At 43.2% G+C, this 16,544-nt stretch carries 15 protein-coding genes; 7 read left to right on the top strand and 8 right to left on the bottom strand.

What is annotated here, in order from left to right; genetic code table 11:
- Positions 1-122 precede the first annotated feature (122 nt).
- The gene (locus EXE29_RS10375; RefSeq protein ID WP_106985634.1) at positions 123-740 is read right to left on the bottom strand and encodes a TetR/AcrR family transcriptional regulator; all 618 of its coding nucleotides are present in this window, start codon (positions 738-740) and stop codon (positions 123-125) included.
- Between the two features lie 151 nt (positions 741-891).
- Here EXE29_RS10375 and EXE29_RS10370 point away from each other — a divergent pair, with 151 nt between their 5' ends.
- From EXE29_RS10370 to dnaJ, 4 genes are all read left to right on the top strand, one after another.
- Positions 892-1,995, top strand: coding sequence for an efflux RND transporter periplasmic adaptor subunit (locus EXE29_RS10370; RefSeq protein WP_106985633.1), 1,104 nt, complete (start codon positions 892-894; stop codon positions 1,993-1,995).
- Positions 1,996-1,997: 2 nt separating this feature from the next.
- Entirely contained in the window at positions 1,998-5,135 is a 3,138-nt protein-coding gene (locus EXE29_RS10365; protein WP_106985632.1) for an efflux RND transporter permease subunit, read from the top strand.
- 123 nt (positions 5,136-5,258) lie between these two features.
- Complete coding sequence (locus EXE29_RS10360; protein WP_106985631.1) at positions 5,259-5,636, top strand: hypothetical protein; 378 nt, start codon at positions 5,259-5,261, stop codon at positions 5,634-5,636.
- Positions 5,637-5,742: 106 nt separating this feature from the next.
- Positions 5,743-6,864 carry a molecular chaperone DnaJ gene (dnaJ, locus tag EXE29_RS10355; protein ID WP_106985630.1) on the top strand — a complete coding sequence of 374 codons (1,122 nt, stop codon included), beginning with the start codon at positions 5,743-5,745 and terminating at the stop codon, positions 6,862-6,864.
- A 74-nt stretch (positions 6,865-6,938) separates the two neighbouring features.
- On the opposite strand, the gene EXE29_RS10350 is transcribed toward dnaJ, so the two are convergent.
- Positions 6,939-8,582 (bottom strand): PglL family O-oligosaccharyltransferase, encoded by a 1,644-nt coding sequence (locus EXE29_RS10350; RefSeq protein WP_120364614.1) that lies wholly within the window; start codon positions 8,580-8,582, stop codon positions 6,939-6,941.
- A 212-nt stretch (positions 8,583-8,794) separates the two neighbouring features.
- Between EXE29_RS10350 and dapB the strand changes: the two genes are divergently transcribed.
- Positions 8,795-9,616, top strand: a complete 822-nt coding sequence (dapB, locus tag EXE29_RS10345; protein WP_117007684.1) for a 4-hydroxy-tetrahydrodipicolinate reductase — start codon at positions 8,795-8,797, stop codon at positions 9,614-9,616.
- A 57-nt stretch (positions 9,617-9,673) separates the two neighbouring features.
- Entirely contained in the window at positions 9,674-10,318 is a 645-nt protein-coding gene (locus tag EXE29_RS10340; RefSeq protein ID WP_106985627.1) for an START domain-containing protein, read from the top strand.
- 3 nt (positions 10,319-10,321) lie between these two features.
- On the opposite strand, the gene EXE29_RS10335 is transcribed toward EXE29_RS10340, so the two are convergent.
- Positions 10,322-10,759, bottom strand: a complete 438-nt coding sequence (locus EXE29_RS10335) for a hypothetical protein (RefSeq protein WP_120364604.1) — start codon at positions 10,757-10,759, stop codon at positions 10,322-10,324.
- 98 nt (positions 10,760-10,857) lie between these two features.
- On the opposite strand from EXE29_RS10335, the gene EXE29_RS10330 reads away from it, so the two are divergent.
- The gene (locus EXE29_RS10330; protein ID WP_120364603.1) at positions 10,858-12,300 is read left to right on the top strand and encodes an aminotransferase-like domain-containing protein; all 1,443 of its coding nucleotides are present in this window, start codon (positions 10,858-10,860) and stop codon (positions 12,298-12,300) included.
- A gap of 87 nt (positions 12,301-12,387) precedes the next feature.
- Here EXE29_RS10330 and ahr read toward each other — a convergent pair whose 3' ends face one another.
- The 5 genes from ahr to mutY form a co-directional block, all read right to left on the bottom strand.
- A complete protein-coding gene (ahr, locus tag EXE29_RS10325) occupies positions 12,388-13,410 on the bottom strand; it encodes an NADPH-dependent aldehyde reductase Ahr (protein ID WP_120364602.1) in 1,023 nt (340 codons plus the stop codon).
- Position 13,411: 1 nt separating this feature from the next.
- Positions 13,412-13,993 (bottom strand): DNA-3-methyladenine glycosylase I, encoded by a 582-nt coding sequence (locus tag EXE29_RS10320; protein WP_117007687.1) that lies wholly within the window; start codon positions 13,991-13,993, stop codon positions 13,412-13,414.
- 18 nt (positions 13,994-14,011) lie between these two features.
- Positions 14,012-14,257, bottom strand: coding sequence for a hypothetical protein (locus EXE29_RS10315; protein ID WP_120364601.1), 246 nt, complete (start codon positions 14,255-14,257; stop codon positions 14,012-14,014).
- 16 nt (positions 14,258-14,273) lie between these two features.
- Positions 14,274-14,780 carry a M23 family metallopeptidase gene (locus EXE29_RS10310; protein ID WP_120364613.1) on the bottom strand — a complete coding sequence of 169 codons (507 nt, stop codon included), beginning with the start codon at positions 14,778-14,780 and terminating at the stop codon, positions 14,274-14,276.
- An 87-nt stretch (positions 14,781-14,867) separates the two neighbouring features.
- Positions 14,868-15,899, bottom strand: a complete 1,032-nt coding sequence (gene mutY, locus EXE29_RS10305) for an A/G-specific adenine glycosylase (RefSeq protein WP_120364600.1) — start codon at positions 15,897-15,899, stop codon at positions 14,868-14,870.
- Positions 15,900-16,544 lie beyond the last annotated feature (645 nt).

Raw genomic sequence — 16,544 nt, 5'->3', positions numbered from 1 at the left:
ACTATAGCGCGAATCTTGGTCTTGCCAAGTGAAACCTCGACAAAAGTCGGATTTGTTTTGTGTATTAATTAGCAAACTGAATGCCAAAACAGCAGAATGTGAAGGTTTAAGCTAAATGCCAGCTAGGCTTGAGGCGAATAGCGCAGTAAAAATAACTTTAGCGCGGATTGAATAATCTGTTCCTGCTCTTGAGGATTGGGGATTTCACGGACTCCCATGAGGACTTCATGGTGGCGCATACCTAACAGTAAAGAAAACAATAACAGCAGATGTTCACGCTCAGCAGCAGGTTGAATAAACTTTAGCGCCACGGCTTGGTCAAAAAAGTTTTGCCATAAGGCACTGAGTTTTTGATGAGATGCATTATAAAACTGCTGTGCCAGTGGATTATGCTGTGAAGCCAACTCCAACAATAAATATTCCATTTTGAGTGCTTCGGGTAAATTCACTAAATTTAAGGTGAGCTCACAAGCACTGATAAATGCTTGAATGAAATTACTATCAGGGCTTAATACCATTGGACGAGCATTAATCAGAGAATCACAGGTTTCTGCAATTGCACAGGTAAACAAGCTTTCTTTGTCTTGAAAATGGTTATATACCGTCAGTTTGGTGACATCGGCTTTTTGTGCAATTTTATTCATGCTACAGCCGTGGTAACCACATTCTAAAAATAGAATTTTTGCGGCATCTAAAATCCGTTTACGTTTTTCTAAATCTTTCGGTCGGCCAGCAGTCATTTGCTAAAAAAGTTTCCAAAATGTCATTAAAGTCATTGATTTTACCTTAAATAGGTAATTAATGTGCCGTATAGTTTATTAATTAAAAAATAACCATTTTAATTTCGTCTATATTGCCTGAAAAAACAACTTTAGATAAGAGCCTAAGTTCATGAGTACGATCAAGACCGCCTGTATAGGCATAATCATCGTTTGTAGTGTGACCTTGTGGGGGTGTAGTCATCATGATGCACCTACGGAACAGGAAGTTCCTTTGGTCATGGTGGCGCAAGCAAGTAGCAGTCATGCTGAGCAAAAAAGCTATGCAGGTGAAGTGCAAGCGCGCCAACAAACTGCGTTGGCTTTTCGTGTCGCAGGGCAGGTGGTCGAACGTTATGTGGATGTCGGTGATCAGGTCAAAGTTGGGCAGGTCTTAGCGCGTTTAGATGTAAAAGATGCAGAATTACAAAAAAATGCCACGCGTGCGCAATTAGAAAGTGCGCAATCTGCTGCCAAAATAGCAGGTGATGAACTCAAGCGTTATCAGCAATTACTGCCAATGAATGCTGTTAGCCGTTCACAATATGATGCTGTTGAAAATCAATATAAAGCAGCGATGTCGAGTTTAAAACAAGCGCAATCAAATGACGACGCCAGCGCAAACCAAACGCAATATAACCAATTAATTGCAAGTAAAAACGGTGTGATTACACAGCGTAATTTAGAAGTTGGGCAAGTGGTGTCTGCAGGGCAGGCGGTGTATCAGCTGGCGATTGATGGTGAGCGAGATGTCGTGGTGGGTGTACCTGAGCAGCTCATTTCAAGCATAAAAACAGGGCAAGTTGCAGAAGTGAGTCTGTGGTCGAAGCCTGAAGAAAAGTTTCAAGCCTATGTCCGTGAAATTGCACCTGCAGCGGATCAGTCGCGCACGTATCGTGTCAAAGTCGCTTTGCGTGAAGGCTCAGGTGTGATTCAACTGGGACAAAGTGCACGGGTATTTTTAAATACTGCGACTCATGAAACCTTAAACATTCCATTATCAAGTGTGTCTGCACAAGGGCAACAAGCCTATGTGTTAACGGTGAAAGCGGACAATACGGTACATAAAGTCCCTGTGAGCTTAGGTGCCTATGGCCGTGACAGCGTACCTGTGTTGAGTGGTTTAGCACCTTCAGATTATGTGGTGATTGGCGGTGTGCATTTATTACGAGATAAACAAAAAATACGTCCGATTGACCGAGAAAATCGTGCGGTGACTGTTCGAGCTGGGGGTTAAAAATGAATTTTAACCTGTCGGAATGGGCGCTCAAAAATAAAGGTTTGGTCCTTTATTTTATGATCCTCTTGGGCATCGTTGGGGTATTTTCATACTCGAAATTAGCACAAAGTGAAGACCCGCCATTTACTTTTAAGGTCATGATCATTCAGACCTATTGGCCGGGTGCAACAGCGGAAGAGGTGTCTTTACAAGTCACAGATCGCATTGAAAAAGAACTCATGACCACGGGCAATTATGAGCGCATTATGGCGTTTTCACGTCCAGGTGAGTCTATGGTGACCTTTGTTGCCAAAGATTCTTTGCGTTCAAAAGATATTCCAGACGTTTGGTATACGGTGCGTAAAAAGGTGAATGACATTCGTCATCAGTTGCCTAGTGGGGTGCAAGGGCCATTTTTTAATGATGAATTTGGCGATACCTTTGGCAATATTTATGTACTGACAGGCAAAGACTTTGACTATGCCACGCTGAAAGACTATGCCGACCGTTTACAACTGCAATTGCAACGCGTGCGGGATGTCAGCAAAGTCGATTTGATTGGCCTACAAGATCAAAAGATTTGGATTGAAATGTCCAATACCAAGGCTGCCCAATTGGGTGTGCCTGTTTCTGCGATTCAGCAAGCCTTACAACAGCAAAATACAGTGGCCAGTGCAGGCTTTTTTGAAACGCAGTCAGACCGCATTCAAGTGCGTGCCAGTGGTAGTTTAAAAACGGTTGAAGAACTGAAAAAAATGCCCTTACTGGTAAATGGTCAAACCATTCAATTGGGCGATGTGGCTGATATTTACCGTGGCTTTAGCGATCCAGCACAGCCTCGTATGCGTTTTATGGGTGAAAATGGCATTGGTATTGCGGTGTCTATGCGCAAGGGTGGAGACATTCTGGCATTGGGGAAAAACCTCGAAACTGAATTTGCACAACTGCAAAAATCATTACCACTGGGCATGAAATTACAGAAGGTTTCAGACCAGCCTGTGGCAGTAAAGCGCAGTGTAAACGAGTTCATGAAAGTCTTGGCAGAAGCGGTGATTATTGTTCTGCTGGTGAGCTTTTTCTCTTTGGGCTTTCGTACAGGATTGGTGGTGGCATTTTCCATTCCATTGGTCTTGGCCATGACCTTTGCGGGCATGAATATGCTCGATGTCGGCTTACACAAAATTTCTCTAGGGGCTTTAATTCTAGCCTTGGGTCTGTTGGTCGATGACGCCATTATTGCCGTAGAAATGATGGCAATTAAAATGGAGCAAGGCTATAGCCGTATACAAGCGGCTGGTCATGCATGGCGTACCACAGCATTTCCAATGTTAACGGGAACCTTGATTACTGCAGCGGGCTTTTTACCGATTGCCACGGCTGCATCGAGTACTGGTGAATATACCCGCTCAATTTTCCAAGTGGTCACGATTGCACTGATTGTGTCGTGGTTTGCGGCAGTCCTATTTGTGCCTTATTTAGGAGACAAACTGCTCCCCGATTTTAATAAAGACCTGGTACAAAAAGCGCCGTGGTATGCACGCTTGTTGGCACGTTTAAGAAAACAACCTGAGCCTGCACCTGTGGTTCATCATGCTGGTGAGCATCATGATCCTTATCAAACCAAGTTTTATCAGGGCTTTAAGCGATGGGTGAATATTTGTGTGACCTATCGTAAAACTGTGATTGCAACCACGGTGGCCATTTTTGTGTTGTCAGTGATGATGTTTAAACTGGTGCCACAACAATTTTTCCCACCGTCGAACCGTGCCGAAATTTTAGTCGATATTAAACTTGAAGAAGGGGCATCTTTAAAAGCCACTGAAGCTGCTGTACGTAAAGTCGAGCATTTTTTATCGAAACAACAAGGCATTGATAACTTTGTGGCTTATGTCGGCACTGGTTCACCACGTTTCTATTTGCCCTTAGATCAACAATTACCACAGGCTAGCTTTGCACAATTTGTCGTGCTGGCATCATCACTCGATGATCGAGATGAAATTCGCCGTAATTTGAGTGACAAAATTCGTGTGCTGTTACCTGAGGCGCGTACACGGGTGTCTTTATTGGAAAATGGCCCACCTGTGGGCTATCCATTACAATTTCGAGTCTCAGGTGAAAACTTGGACGTAGTGCGTGAATGGGCACAAAAAGTCGCAGCTACAATTAGTGCGAATCCAAATAGTACCAATGTCCATTTAGATTGGGGCGAGCCAAGTAAAGTTATTCAACTAGACATTGATCAAGATCGTGCACGCCAATTGGGCATCAGCAGTTTAGATTTATCTAATTTCTTAAGCAGTGCAATTAGCGGTGCATCAGTCAATCAATACCGTGAAAAACGTGATTTGATTGAAATCCGTATGCGCGGCGACCAAGTTGACCGTGTTGATGTAGGTTCACTCAGTAGTTTGGCTGTACCTACGGCGTCAGGTCAATCTGTACCTTTAGCGCAAATTGCTAAAATTGAATATGCGTTTGAAGACGGTTTGATCTGGCATCGTAATCGGTTACCGACCATTACTGTACGGGCGGATATTCGTAGTCAACTACAGCCTGCAACGGTGGTCAATGAGCTTGCAGAGCCATTGGCAAAATTGCGTGCAGCACTACCAAATGGTTATTTGCTGGAAGTGGGTGGCACAGTAGAAGAGTCTGCAAAAGGTCAATCTTCTGTGAATGCAGGTATGCCAATGTTCCTTGCTGTGGTGCTGACCTTGCTGATGATTCAGCTCAAAAGTATGTCGCGAACCTTTATTGTGTTTTTGACTGCACCACTGGGCATTATTGGCGTAGTTTTATTCTTGCTACTTTTTAATAAGCCATTTGGTTTTGTGGCCATGTTGGGCACCATCGCGCTGTCAGGGATGATCATGCGAAACTCACTGATTTTGATTGATCAGATTGAACAAGATATCCAAGCAGGGCATGATCCTTGGGATTCAATTCTGGATGCGACGGTACGTCGTTGTCGTCCGATTGTACTCACAGCATTGGCTGCGGTTTTGGCCATGATTCCATTATCGCGCAGTATTTTCTTCGGTCCGATGGCCGTTGCGATTATGGGCGGTTTGATTGTTGCGACACTGTTAACATTATTCTTCTTGCCAGCCTTGTATGCACAGTGGTTTAAGGTGAAAAAAAGTCCTGAGAAAGTGTAAAAATGGGTGCGAAATATTGTTTTTTTCAATATAGTAGCACCTAAATCTTTGCTGAAAATTTTTATAAGACAAACACTGTTCGGGGTAAAGATTCACAGGGCAGTGTATGGGGTTAAATCAGACATGACGACAGATAAACTGATCAAGTATCGGCGCTATATTGCGATTTCTTACGTCTTCATGTTTTTGGCGATTTTTACCGTGGTTAGTGGGGTGTTAGCGTATTGGCTGGCACGTAAAGTCACACAGGTCGATTCCGCTGAAGTTTGGTTACAAGCACAGGCATTTTGGGTGATGCGTAGTATCGTAATTTTCACTATTTTGGCTTTGTTTGCAGCACTTTGGTTTATTCCACTCTTCTTCTTTTATTGGGACAGCGCGCTATGGGTAACAGGTTGCACTGTTGCTGGCGTTATTTTTAGTGCCATTGCATTTTTATATTTGTTAAATGCATGGGTACAAGGCTTATCTAAATTCTTTAAAAATAAAGCAGTTTTTTAACTCGTCTTTATTTTTTTCATCGCTGACCCTTGAAAAAATGGTTTGATCCCCCAATTTCAGACCACAGCCCAGTATTAAATAAATTCCGTGAGGAGCATCGCCAGACATGGCTAAACGTGATTATTATGAGGTTTTAGGCGTATCTAAAACCGCAGGTGATGATGAAATTAAAAAAGCCTACCGTAAGTTGGCGATGAAGTATCACCCTGACCGTAACCCAGATAACCCAGAAGCTGAAGAGAAATTCAAAGAAGCTGCTGAAGCTTATGAAGTTCTTTCAGACAGCGAAAAGCGTAGCATGTACGACCGTATGGGCCATCAAGCATTTGAAGGCGGTATGGGCGGCGGTGGTGGCTTTGGCGGTGGTTTCAGCGCTGAAGACATTTTCAGCCAGTTCGGCGACATTTTCGGTGGTGCTTTTGGTGGTGGTGGCCGTGGTGGTCAGCAACGCGCACGCCGTGGTTCAGACTTACGTTATGTGATGGAACTCACCCTTGAAGAAGCGGTGAAGGGCGTGAAAAAAACCATTACGTTCACTGCGCCTGCGCCGTGTGAAACTTGTGATGGTAAAGGCTCTAAAAATCCTAACGACGTTGAAACCTGTAAAACCTGTCATGGCGCGGGTCAAGTGCGTATGCAGCAAGGTTTCTTCTCTGTACAGCAAACCTGTAATACGTGCCGTGGTCAAGGCAAAATCATTAAGAACCCATGTAATACATGTCATGGTTCAGGTGTGTCTGACCGTCAGCAAACTTTGGAAGTCACTATTCCTGCAGGCGTAGACAATGGCGATCGCGTACGTTTAAGCGGTAAAGGCGAAGCGATTCGTGACGGCCAATCAGGCGACTTGTACGTAGAAGTGGTTGTCCGTGAACACGAGATTTTCCAACGTGATGGTGCAGATCTGTATATGGACGTGCCTGTAAGCATTGCTGATGCGGCTTTAGGTAAAGAAATTCAGATTCCAACACTCGATGGCCGTGTCAGCTTGAAAGTGCCTGAAGGTACGCAAACTGGTAAGTTATTCCGTTTACGTGGCAAAGGGGTAAAACCTGTACGTACCAGCATGCAAGGTGATTTACTTTGCCGTATTGTGGTGGAAACACCTGTGAATTTGACTACTCGTCAACGTGAGTTACTCAAAGAATTACAAGCGAGTATGGAAAGTGAAGAAGGCGGTAAATCTTCTCCGAAGAAAAAATCGTTTTTAGATCGCTTATTTGACTAAGTCATGCAGTCAATGCCATCGAAAGCATAAAAAAAAGCGCCTCAAGGCGCTTTTTTTTATGTGCTTAAACAGCCTTAAGGTTGCTTTGGCGCACCGTTAAGTAAGCTGTCATAGTCCATATCCGTTTTTTGGATAATCGCCAGTAGTTTGAGCTGATGTTTCGCTTCGGCTTCATAACCATTAAATGCCAGCATTTTAGCGTATTTAATGATGTGATAACGGGTTGGATAGCTACGTGCCATTTCACCTGCCATTTGCAGTTGTTGTGGGCTTAACTGGGTAAACGGATCAATCAGAATAAAATTAATCCGTTGATCCAATTCGGTTAGTACATAAATTCGATCATGATTGGTGATTTTTTCAGGCTGTAGTTCATTTTTATAGACATTGCCCAACTTCGGCACCAGCGTGTCGTAATCACGGTAGACCAAGGCCAACATGGCTAAACCAAAAACCAAAATCAGTTTATTGCCCAGTGCAGGCAGTGCTACGGTTTTGGTTTGTGCATATTGCGCTTGTAGCGTACCCAAAATAAAGCCTGCAGGAATCAAGAAGAATGCATAATTTTGTGGAAATTCGAGCATCATGTGAATGATGAATGCACCGAGCATCAACAAGGCAACCACAGACTCCGCTGAGTTCACTTGGCGGTGTAATTGAATGAGCCAATACGCCAGATAAGCAAAAAATGGAATCGCAACGATAAAGCCATTCCATAGAATAAAATCGAGGACAAAGTTATGTGCGCTACGAATCCACACAGGTCCTTGGAAATGCTCTGAGATGCTGACAAAAGCGGTACTGGTTTGGTACCAACCATAGCCAAACCACGGCTGTGCGGCGACTGCATGCACCATCTGTTGCCAAATCGCCAAGCGAGACATATCGCCACCGGCACGTTGAGCCAGATCACGACCTTGAATCACGTTCATATTGGCGCTGTCGGCCAGTAATTGTGTCACATGTGGAAGCACCACAATTAAGCCGATAAACAGACCAAACCACGCTAGACTATAAAACCAGCGTAAACGAACCTGATGGCGGAATTGTTGGTAGGCAAGGTACAGCAGAATGCAAATACTCGCGACCCATGAGGTACGCGATTGACTCAGTACAACACCGATTAAAATCGGCAAGGCGGCCAGCACTAACCAACGTGTGGCAAGGGCTTTTTTCTCATATAAATACAGCGTTGCCATTAAGGCCATGAGCAAGAAGGTTGCCATTAAGTTGGGCTGGGCAAAATTGGCAAATGGACGCGTCGTACCACTGATATTCATCATGATGGCATTTAAAGGCTCATCAAAATTCAGCGCTTGGCAAATCGCAACCAAACCAGTTGCCACACCTGAAATTAAGAAGCTAAAACTTAAATAACGAAAAGTTTTTGCACGCTGTTCTGGACCTCGAGACAGATTAAAGCCCAAGGTCATTGCGAGCCAAAAAGCAGCGATGTACAGAAATCCGAGGAATGCGATACTAAAAAAGTACACATGGCCGAATGCCAATTGAATAAAAGGCAACACGGCCAAAGCTAAAAAGGGCAAGCCAATTTTAGGAAGATAAAATTTGTCTTTGACGCAGGCCACCATCAAAAACATCAGGGAGATAAACGCATATAGCTCACCGGTATAGGTGACCCAAGGTCGGTAATGGACTGGCATTAGCCATGCGAAAAAAATGCATATTGCAGCACAAGCAAACAGGACGTTTTTCATGCTCATTCAGTATAAAAAAAACTCGCCTATGATACATCGAAAATCACTTAAAAAATGCAATACAGATGAGGGTACGATAGGGGATTTCATCCGTGCGTGAGCGCAACAGAGCAAGCGAGGAAAAAAGCATAATTTTTTTGTGTCAAACTTAGCCAAAGTCAGGAGTTTTGCTATAGTAAGGGCAATTTTGAATCTAGCATTAGGAAAATGTTATGTCAGCAACTCCACGCATTGGCATTTTAGGGGCAGGTGGCCGTATGGGTCGTATTCTTATTCAAGCTGTTGAACAAGCAGGTTTTAAACTTGCAGCAGCTGTAGAACGTCCAGAAAGCTCACTTTTGGGTGCAGACGCAGGCGAACTTGCTGGCATTGGCCGTCTAGATGTGAAAATTGTCGGTAGTTTAGAAGAAGTTGTGAAGGACTGTGATGTCGTGATTGATTTCACTGCACCTGTAGCTACCGTCAATCACCTCAAAATTTGCCGTGAACATGGTGTCGCAATCGTGATTGGTACCACAGGCATGAATGATGAACAAAAAGCCTATTTAGATGCATCTGCAACAGAAACGCCCGTGGTTTATGCAGCCAACTATTCAGTCGGCGTGAATGTTTCAATCAAACTGTTGGAACTGGCATCAAAAGTATTTGGTGACACAGTAGATATCGAAGTGATTGAAGCACATCACCGTCATAAAGTTGACGCGCCATCAGGTACTGCACTGATGATGGGTGAAGCGATTGCTGAAACTTTGGGTCGTGACTTAAAACAAGACGCCGTATATCACCGTGAAGGCCATACTGGTCCACGTGAGCGCCAAAGCATTGGTTTCCAAACCATTCGTGGTGGCGATATCGTCGGTGAGCATACGGTGATGTTTATTGGTGAAGGTGAACGTGTGGAAATTACGCATAAAGCGACCAACCGTATGAACTTTGCTGCGGGTGCAGTACGTGCAGCCGCTTGGGTCGTAGGCCGTGAAGCGCGTAAGTATGATATGAAAGATGTACTTGGATTTAACGATATTCAAGTATAAAAGCACTTCAAAATCCGCTATAAAAATAAAAGAAAACTAAAAAGACGAATAATTGGAATGAAAATAGCTTTGTTGATGGCCTGTGTACTCGCATGTTCTGCGACTACACAGGCAGCACCTACAGATAACGTTAAGCTCAGTATTAATAAAAACAATATTAAAGTTTGGACGATTCAAGACAGCCAAAACCCAATCATGATGTATAAAGCAGAAACCACGCTTAATGTTCCCATTGAACAAGCTGTGGCGCTGATTTTAGACGTGGATCATGCAATGGAATGGGTGCCTTTTTTAAGTCAAATGAAAGTCTTATCGCGCGATGACAAAAAAGGTGAATTCCAACTGTATATGGTGTTGGATTTTCCATTTCCTTTAAAAGACCGCGATTTGGTTGTGCAAGGTAAAATGAGCAAAGATGCACAGGGCATCATTAGCATACAAAATAAAGCCATTAAAAAAGGCTATATGCTGAATAAAAACTACGTCCGACTGAATCAGTATGAAGGCGATTGGTCGTTTCAGAAATTAGGCCCACAAAAAGTCAAAGTATCGACCTATGGTTATGCCAATCCTGAAGGGTCTATTCCCTTGTCAGTCGTGAATATGTTTGTTCAACAGCAGCCTTATCAAATGCTGCAAAAAATGAAAGTAGAGCTAGAAAAACCAAAGAATTTCGCGCCCTTACCTGACATTTTAAAGTAGTGTTTAAAACTTTCTTTCCGGTGAACCCAATGTATACACGGTCAGTTGTTTCATCCGTTCAGGCTGAGGCAACTGTAGGCTAAGCAAGGTTTCTTCAGGTACTGCACCATTTGCCTCTGCTGATGGCGCCAGTTTAATTTGAAACTGCTGAGCACTGTTTTGTTCACAGTTAAAGCGCAATTTTTTTTGACTCGGCATGAGACGGGGTTGATAAGATGTCTGCGCCTGATACACATATAAGCGCTGACTGGCAACATGCTGTAATGCAGGCTGAATATGCCAGAGTTGATATTGGGTCAGATTTTGGGTTTTTAAAAAGCCTTCAATTAATGCACTACAAATAAAATGTTGCTGTTGAGCGACGGTATTGCCTTGTGGCTGGCAAGCTGAAAGTGCAATTGCACAACTGAATAGGCTGAGCGCTGTGGCTATTGTTCTCATGAATCGCTCCTGTATCCTTTTGAAAAACTGTACAGAAAGCTTAAATATGTTAGTGTTTAGGATACAGATACAGAAAATATAAAAAAACGGGTACAGATATGGCATTTCAATATCAGCTGCTGGCACAGCAGCTGAGGCAGAAAATATTGGCTGGGGATATTGTTGCGGGGCAGCGCTTAGCTTCATTACGTCAATTTTCTGAGCAGCATAACATTAGTCTAAACACAGCAAAAAGCTGTTATGAAATGCTCGAAGCGCAAGGGCTGATTTATGTGAAAGCTAAGTCTGGCTATTTTGTACAGCGTCCCTCGACTGTGTCAGGTTGTGCTATTGATGCCCCAAAGCATCCAGATTTCAAGTCGGAAATGCGTGAAGTTTCCAATTTAGCACTGCAAATTGAAATTCATGAAGCCGCTATCAATAGCAAGCTCATTCATTTAGGATCAATTCAGCTTTCTCCGAATTTAGTCCCAGCCAAAGCATTAAGTCGTTCGATTCAACGTGCCTTAAAGTACAGCAAGCCTGAAGATTTTCTATATAGCGACCGCCAAGGGCATATTCGACTGCGTGAAGCACTGTCTGCCCATTGGGCTGAAGATGGCTTTCATATTGCCCCAGAATTGATTTATATCAGCAATGGTTGCATGCCAACATTGGCCGTTATGATTCAAAGCTTGACGCGTGAAGGGGATGGCGTGATTGTGCCAACCCCTAACTATAATGGGCAATTGCAGATGCTGGCCTTACTCAACCGTAAAATTGTGGAGATTCCTGCCAATACGGAAGGTTTTGACTTGGTGCGATTGGAACAAGCCATGCAACAGTCAGGGGCTAAAGTTTGTTTACTCACTGCAAATTATCAAAATCCCTTGGGCTTTTGTTTGAGTAATGCAGATAAAGAAAAAATTGCGCAATTGGCTGCCAAATATCAATGCTATGTGATTGAAGATGATATTTATGCCGAATGTAGCTTTAGCATGCAGCGACCGCTTCCGATTCAGTATTGGGATCAAGAGGGTTATGTGGTGTATTGCGGTTCTGTCTCCAAGTCATTATCACCTTCTTATCGCGTGGGATGGTTTTGTTTGCCTACACGCTTAAAACCAATGCATGCAAAAATTATTCTGCGCAATGTCTCAGTCAATACACCGCTGCAATTGGGCTTGGCAGATTTTATCTTTAGCCGCGAATATCGTCAGCACTTAACGGCATTACGCCCCCAGTTACAACAACAGGTACAGCAGTACCGTCAGTTTATTGCGCAGGCTTTTCATGGCATAGATTTTCGTCTTAATGATCCACAAGGGAATTATGCATTGTGGCTTCAATTTCCAGATCAGATTAATAGTTTAGCGCTGTATTATTTTGCTGCCGAACAAGGGATTAATTTGGTGCCGGGAATTTTATTTGGTGAAGACAGGCGCTATAACAATTGCATCCGCCTCAATGCAGGGCATGAGCTATCGTTTGAGGTTCAGCAAGCTATTCAGTTACTCGCAGATTGGGTTCGGGCAGAGCTGGACAATCAAGCGGTTGCTTAAATATCGAAAGCAATACTTATGCTATGTCGATATAAAAAAGCCTGCAGTGATGCAGGCTTTTTTAGTTTAGATTTGATCGCGCAGGGCCTAAAAATCTGCTTTGAGTACCACACGGTAGCGTACTTTACCTGAATGTAATCGTTCAATCGCCTCATTAATTTGTGACATAGGGAACAATTCAATTTGTGGTGCAATATTTTTACGCGCGGCAAATTTTAACAGTTGGCGCAAAGCGGCAGGTGAACCTGTTGGCGAGCCAGTGACCGATTTAGAACCACTGATGAGCGCACCTGCTGGAATTTGCATGGGTTCGAGTGCCAGCCCAAGCATGTGAATAGCGCCATTGGGTGCTAAAGTCGCAAGATAAGCCTGCCAGTTTAATGTGACATTCACGGTACTCAGTAAGAGGTCAAATTTGCCACGATGTGCTTTGAGTGCATTAGTATCACGGCTACTGACCACATGATCAGCGCCCATGGCTTTAAGCTCCTCTGTTTTATCTAAACTAGAGGTAAATGCAGTAATTTCACAGCCCCAAGCTTTAAGTAGTTTAATCGCCATGTGGCCAAGACCACCAATACCGATGACCCCGACATGATGAATGGCTTGAATCTCGTGTTTTAAAATGGGATCGAATACCGTGATGCCACCGCAAAGCAGTGGGCCTGCAGATTCAGGATCAAGATCATCCGGCAGAGGAATGACCCATTGCCAACCAGCACGGACTTTATCTGCAAAACCGCCTGCATGGCCAACAATCGTTGCAACTTTGTCACCAGTACACTGTACTTGCTGTCCTGCTACGCATGGGTCACAGCATTGGCAACTCTCAGCAGTCCAACCCACACCAACACGCTGACCTAATTTTAATCCTTTGGCTTCTGAACCTAAACGTGCAATGGTGCCAATAATTTCATGGCCAGCTACAACAGGATAAACAGCAGAGTTCCAGTCATTATCAATAACCGAAAGATCTGAATGACACAGGCCACAGTATTCAACTTTAATTTCGACCTGATGTGCGAGTAATTCACCCGCATCAAATTGATAAGGCTGTAGTGCTTCACCTGCCTGCATGGCTGCATAGGCATGAATGGTATTTTCACTCATCTCAACGCTCCTTTTTTGAGAGGATTTGATATTTAAAGTCACAACTATTTTCATGGTCATTGACCATGCCCACAGCTTGCATAAAGGCATAACAAATCGTTGGCCCTACAAATTTAAAGCCTTGCTTTTTTAGGCTTTTGGACATGGCTTGGCTTTCTATTGTTTGAGCTGGCGCTTGATAATAGTTGGGCACATCATTGCACAGTGTTGGTTGGACTGAAAATGACCACAACCATGCCACAGGGTCGATACCCACGAGTTTTAAATTTTGCCATGCAATGGCGTTGCTACGAATGGCCTGTAATTTACCTAGGTGACGAATCACATTTGGGTCTTTGACAATGTTTCCCAGTTGCGTATCGCTCATATTGGCAATGCTGGCGATATCGTGTTGAAAAAAATGTTGGCGATATGCCTGACGTTTTTTAAGTACGGTGATCCAAGATAGCCCAGCTTGCTGGCCTTCTAAGCACAACATTTCAAACAGTTGTGCTTCATCATGTAGCGGGTGCCCCCATTCATGATCGTGGTATTGGATATACAACGGGTCTTGTGTACACCACGCACAGCGTTGGGCGCTCATGGTTTTGAGTTGATCCAATTAAAGCTTAAATTCAGACCATTGGTCATTTTGATTGTCCCAATAAGACAGTGCCGCTTGATCTAAGTCACTAAATTGAATCCATACATCTTTGCCCGCTTTGTCTGCATAGCCTGTACTGATCATGAGTGCTTCTTCGGTAATTTCCATAATCCAGCCTTGATGGGTCTGTCCAGCCACGGTGATTTTTTGTTGGTTACCTGATTCTGCAAATTCAACAAGGCGGCTGATCAGTGCTTCTGACATGAATGTTTCCTGATAATTAACGTAAATAAGGGAAGGGGTTAACTGCACCTCGGCCTTTGCCATTTAAGTAAATACCATAGTGTAGATGTGGGGCGGTATGGCGAGCGTTGCCGGTATTGCCCACATAGCCAATGAGATCACCTTTTTTGACATAATCTCCGACTTTAAGTCCACGCTTATGGTCATCTAAATGTGCATAGTAATGCCAAGAGCCTGCTGGCCCGATTATCCATACCACTTTACCACCCAAATTGTTATTGCGTAAGTCGGCAATCAAGCCTTCGGTGGCGGTGTAGACTTTCGTTCCACGTGGAGCCAAGATATCTATCCCTTCATGTGTACGACCACTGCTACGTGATGCACCCCAAGTATCTTTTAAATTTTTGGCTTTAATATCGTCTACAGGCACTGGCAGTTTAGTTGGCAAGCGCATCTGTTGGAGTTTTTGAATTTGTGCGGGGGGCAGTGGTTTGGAGGGTGCTGGTGGTGTGCTGGTACAAGCGGCCAGCCAAAGCAGATTCATTCCTAAAATGACAATTGCAATCCAGCGCAGCACGGCAATCCCTCTATGATCTAATTGGATGTGCCGAAGCACTGTGTTCTGACTATGTCATAGATTGATGGCTGAGATCAATTTTTTCATTGCGGTTGGAATTCCGAGTGCAGATGCGGCTTGTGGTGTTAGCCATTGCGCATTGAACTCGATTGCCAAATGTTCTTTTTGATCTGGAGGAAGTTCAACGGCAATCGCATCAAGGTGCCAGGTAAAATGGGTAAAGCTATGTGAAATTTGTGCACGAGAAATTTCTTTTTTCAGTGCATAGCGTTGCAATTCATTTTGGAAATCAAGTGAACTTTCATAAATTGGCAAACACCATAAACCACCCCATAAGCCCTGATTTGGACGCTGTATCCAAAGCCATTCTCCAGCAGATTGAATCAACAAGACCTGTGCTTCTTTAACTGGAACAGGCTTTTTGGCTTTTTTAAATGGCAGTTCAGTTTCAATGCCTTGCTGATGCGCCTTGCAATGCTGCTGCATTGGGCAATAGAGGCAAAGCGGTTTTTTGGGCGTGCAGACGGTTGCACCTAAATCCATAATTGCTTGCGTATAGTCATGATTACGCTCAGTAGGACATAACTGCGTTGCTAAAGCCCACATTTCACGTTCATGTTGTGGCTTAGACAGGTCATCTTCAATGGCAAAAAAGCGTGAGAGCACACGTTTAACGTTGCCATCCATAATCACGCCGTATTCACGTAAGCCCAGAGACATTAAGGCCCCAGCGGTTGAACGACCAATGCCAGGCAGTTCAATCCATTGTTCTAAATTGCTAGGAAATGCTCCTTTTTGCGCGACAATGCCAGCTGCTTTATGTAAATTTCGCGCGCGGGCATAGTAGCCTAAACCAGCCCAATAAGGCGCCACATCATCCCAGCTGGCACGGCCTAAGTCCTGTACAGTGGGAAAACGCATAATAAAACGCTCAAAATACTGCAAGACGGTTTTGACCTGCGTTTGTTGGAGCATTATTTCAGACACCCAGACTTTGTATGGATCATCGACAACTTGCCAAGGCAAATCATGGCGACCATGAACATCAAACCAAGCCAGTAAAGCATCTGAAAATTTAAAAGACATGGAACATCATTAATACAGTGAAAAACGCGCTTTATTGTAGACCATTCAAATTTGATGCGCTTTGATTTAACTTTAAAATTGTAAAATCAATAATGAATTTGGTGTTTATTATTGTTTTATTTAGATATTTTCTTAGGGTTGAGATCGATGTGCATTCTAATTTGTAGGTATTAAAAATAATGGGAATTGCTGAATATTCAAAAAGACATTATGTTCAAATTAGTCTGATCATTATATTTTCCTCATTCACAATACATACTTTAAGAGAGCATTTTTTTTCTAATTAATAAAGCTAAAGAACTATCAAAAAATCATCAGAATATATATTTAGGATGCTTGTATTTAGAAAAAGCATTTTCAACTAAGCATGGAATCGAAAGACATGAGGTCAATATAAATGGTGAGAAGCTTTTACTTCAAAATATGAATATTCATGGTTTTCCATTTCACTATAAGTATTTTGTTTTTCAACAAAAAATTAAGCATAAAACCTGCTATAAAGTTCGATATATTCAAGTGAATTATCTACTCGCAAACAGAACATATATTTATGATTTAGTAGAATAAATCTGTCATAAGGATCATTAATCTATTGAACCAAATGGCTGTTATTAGAAATCTAAAGTGCTCATGTCGGATAGGAAT

Origin of the sequence: Acinetobacter sp. WCHAc060006, from assembly GCF_004209135.1 — a bacterium.
GTDB classification, from domain to species: domain Bacteria; phylum Pseudomonadota; class Gammaproteobacteria; order Pseudomonadales; family Moraxellaceae; genus Acinetobacter; species Acinetobacter cumulans.
This window is presented reverse-complemented; position numbering and strand designations above follow the sequence as displayed.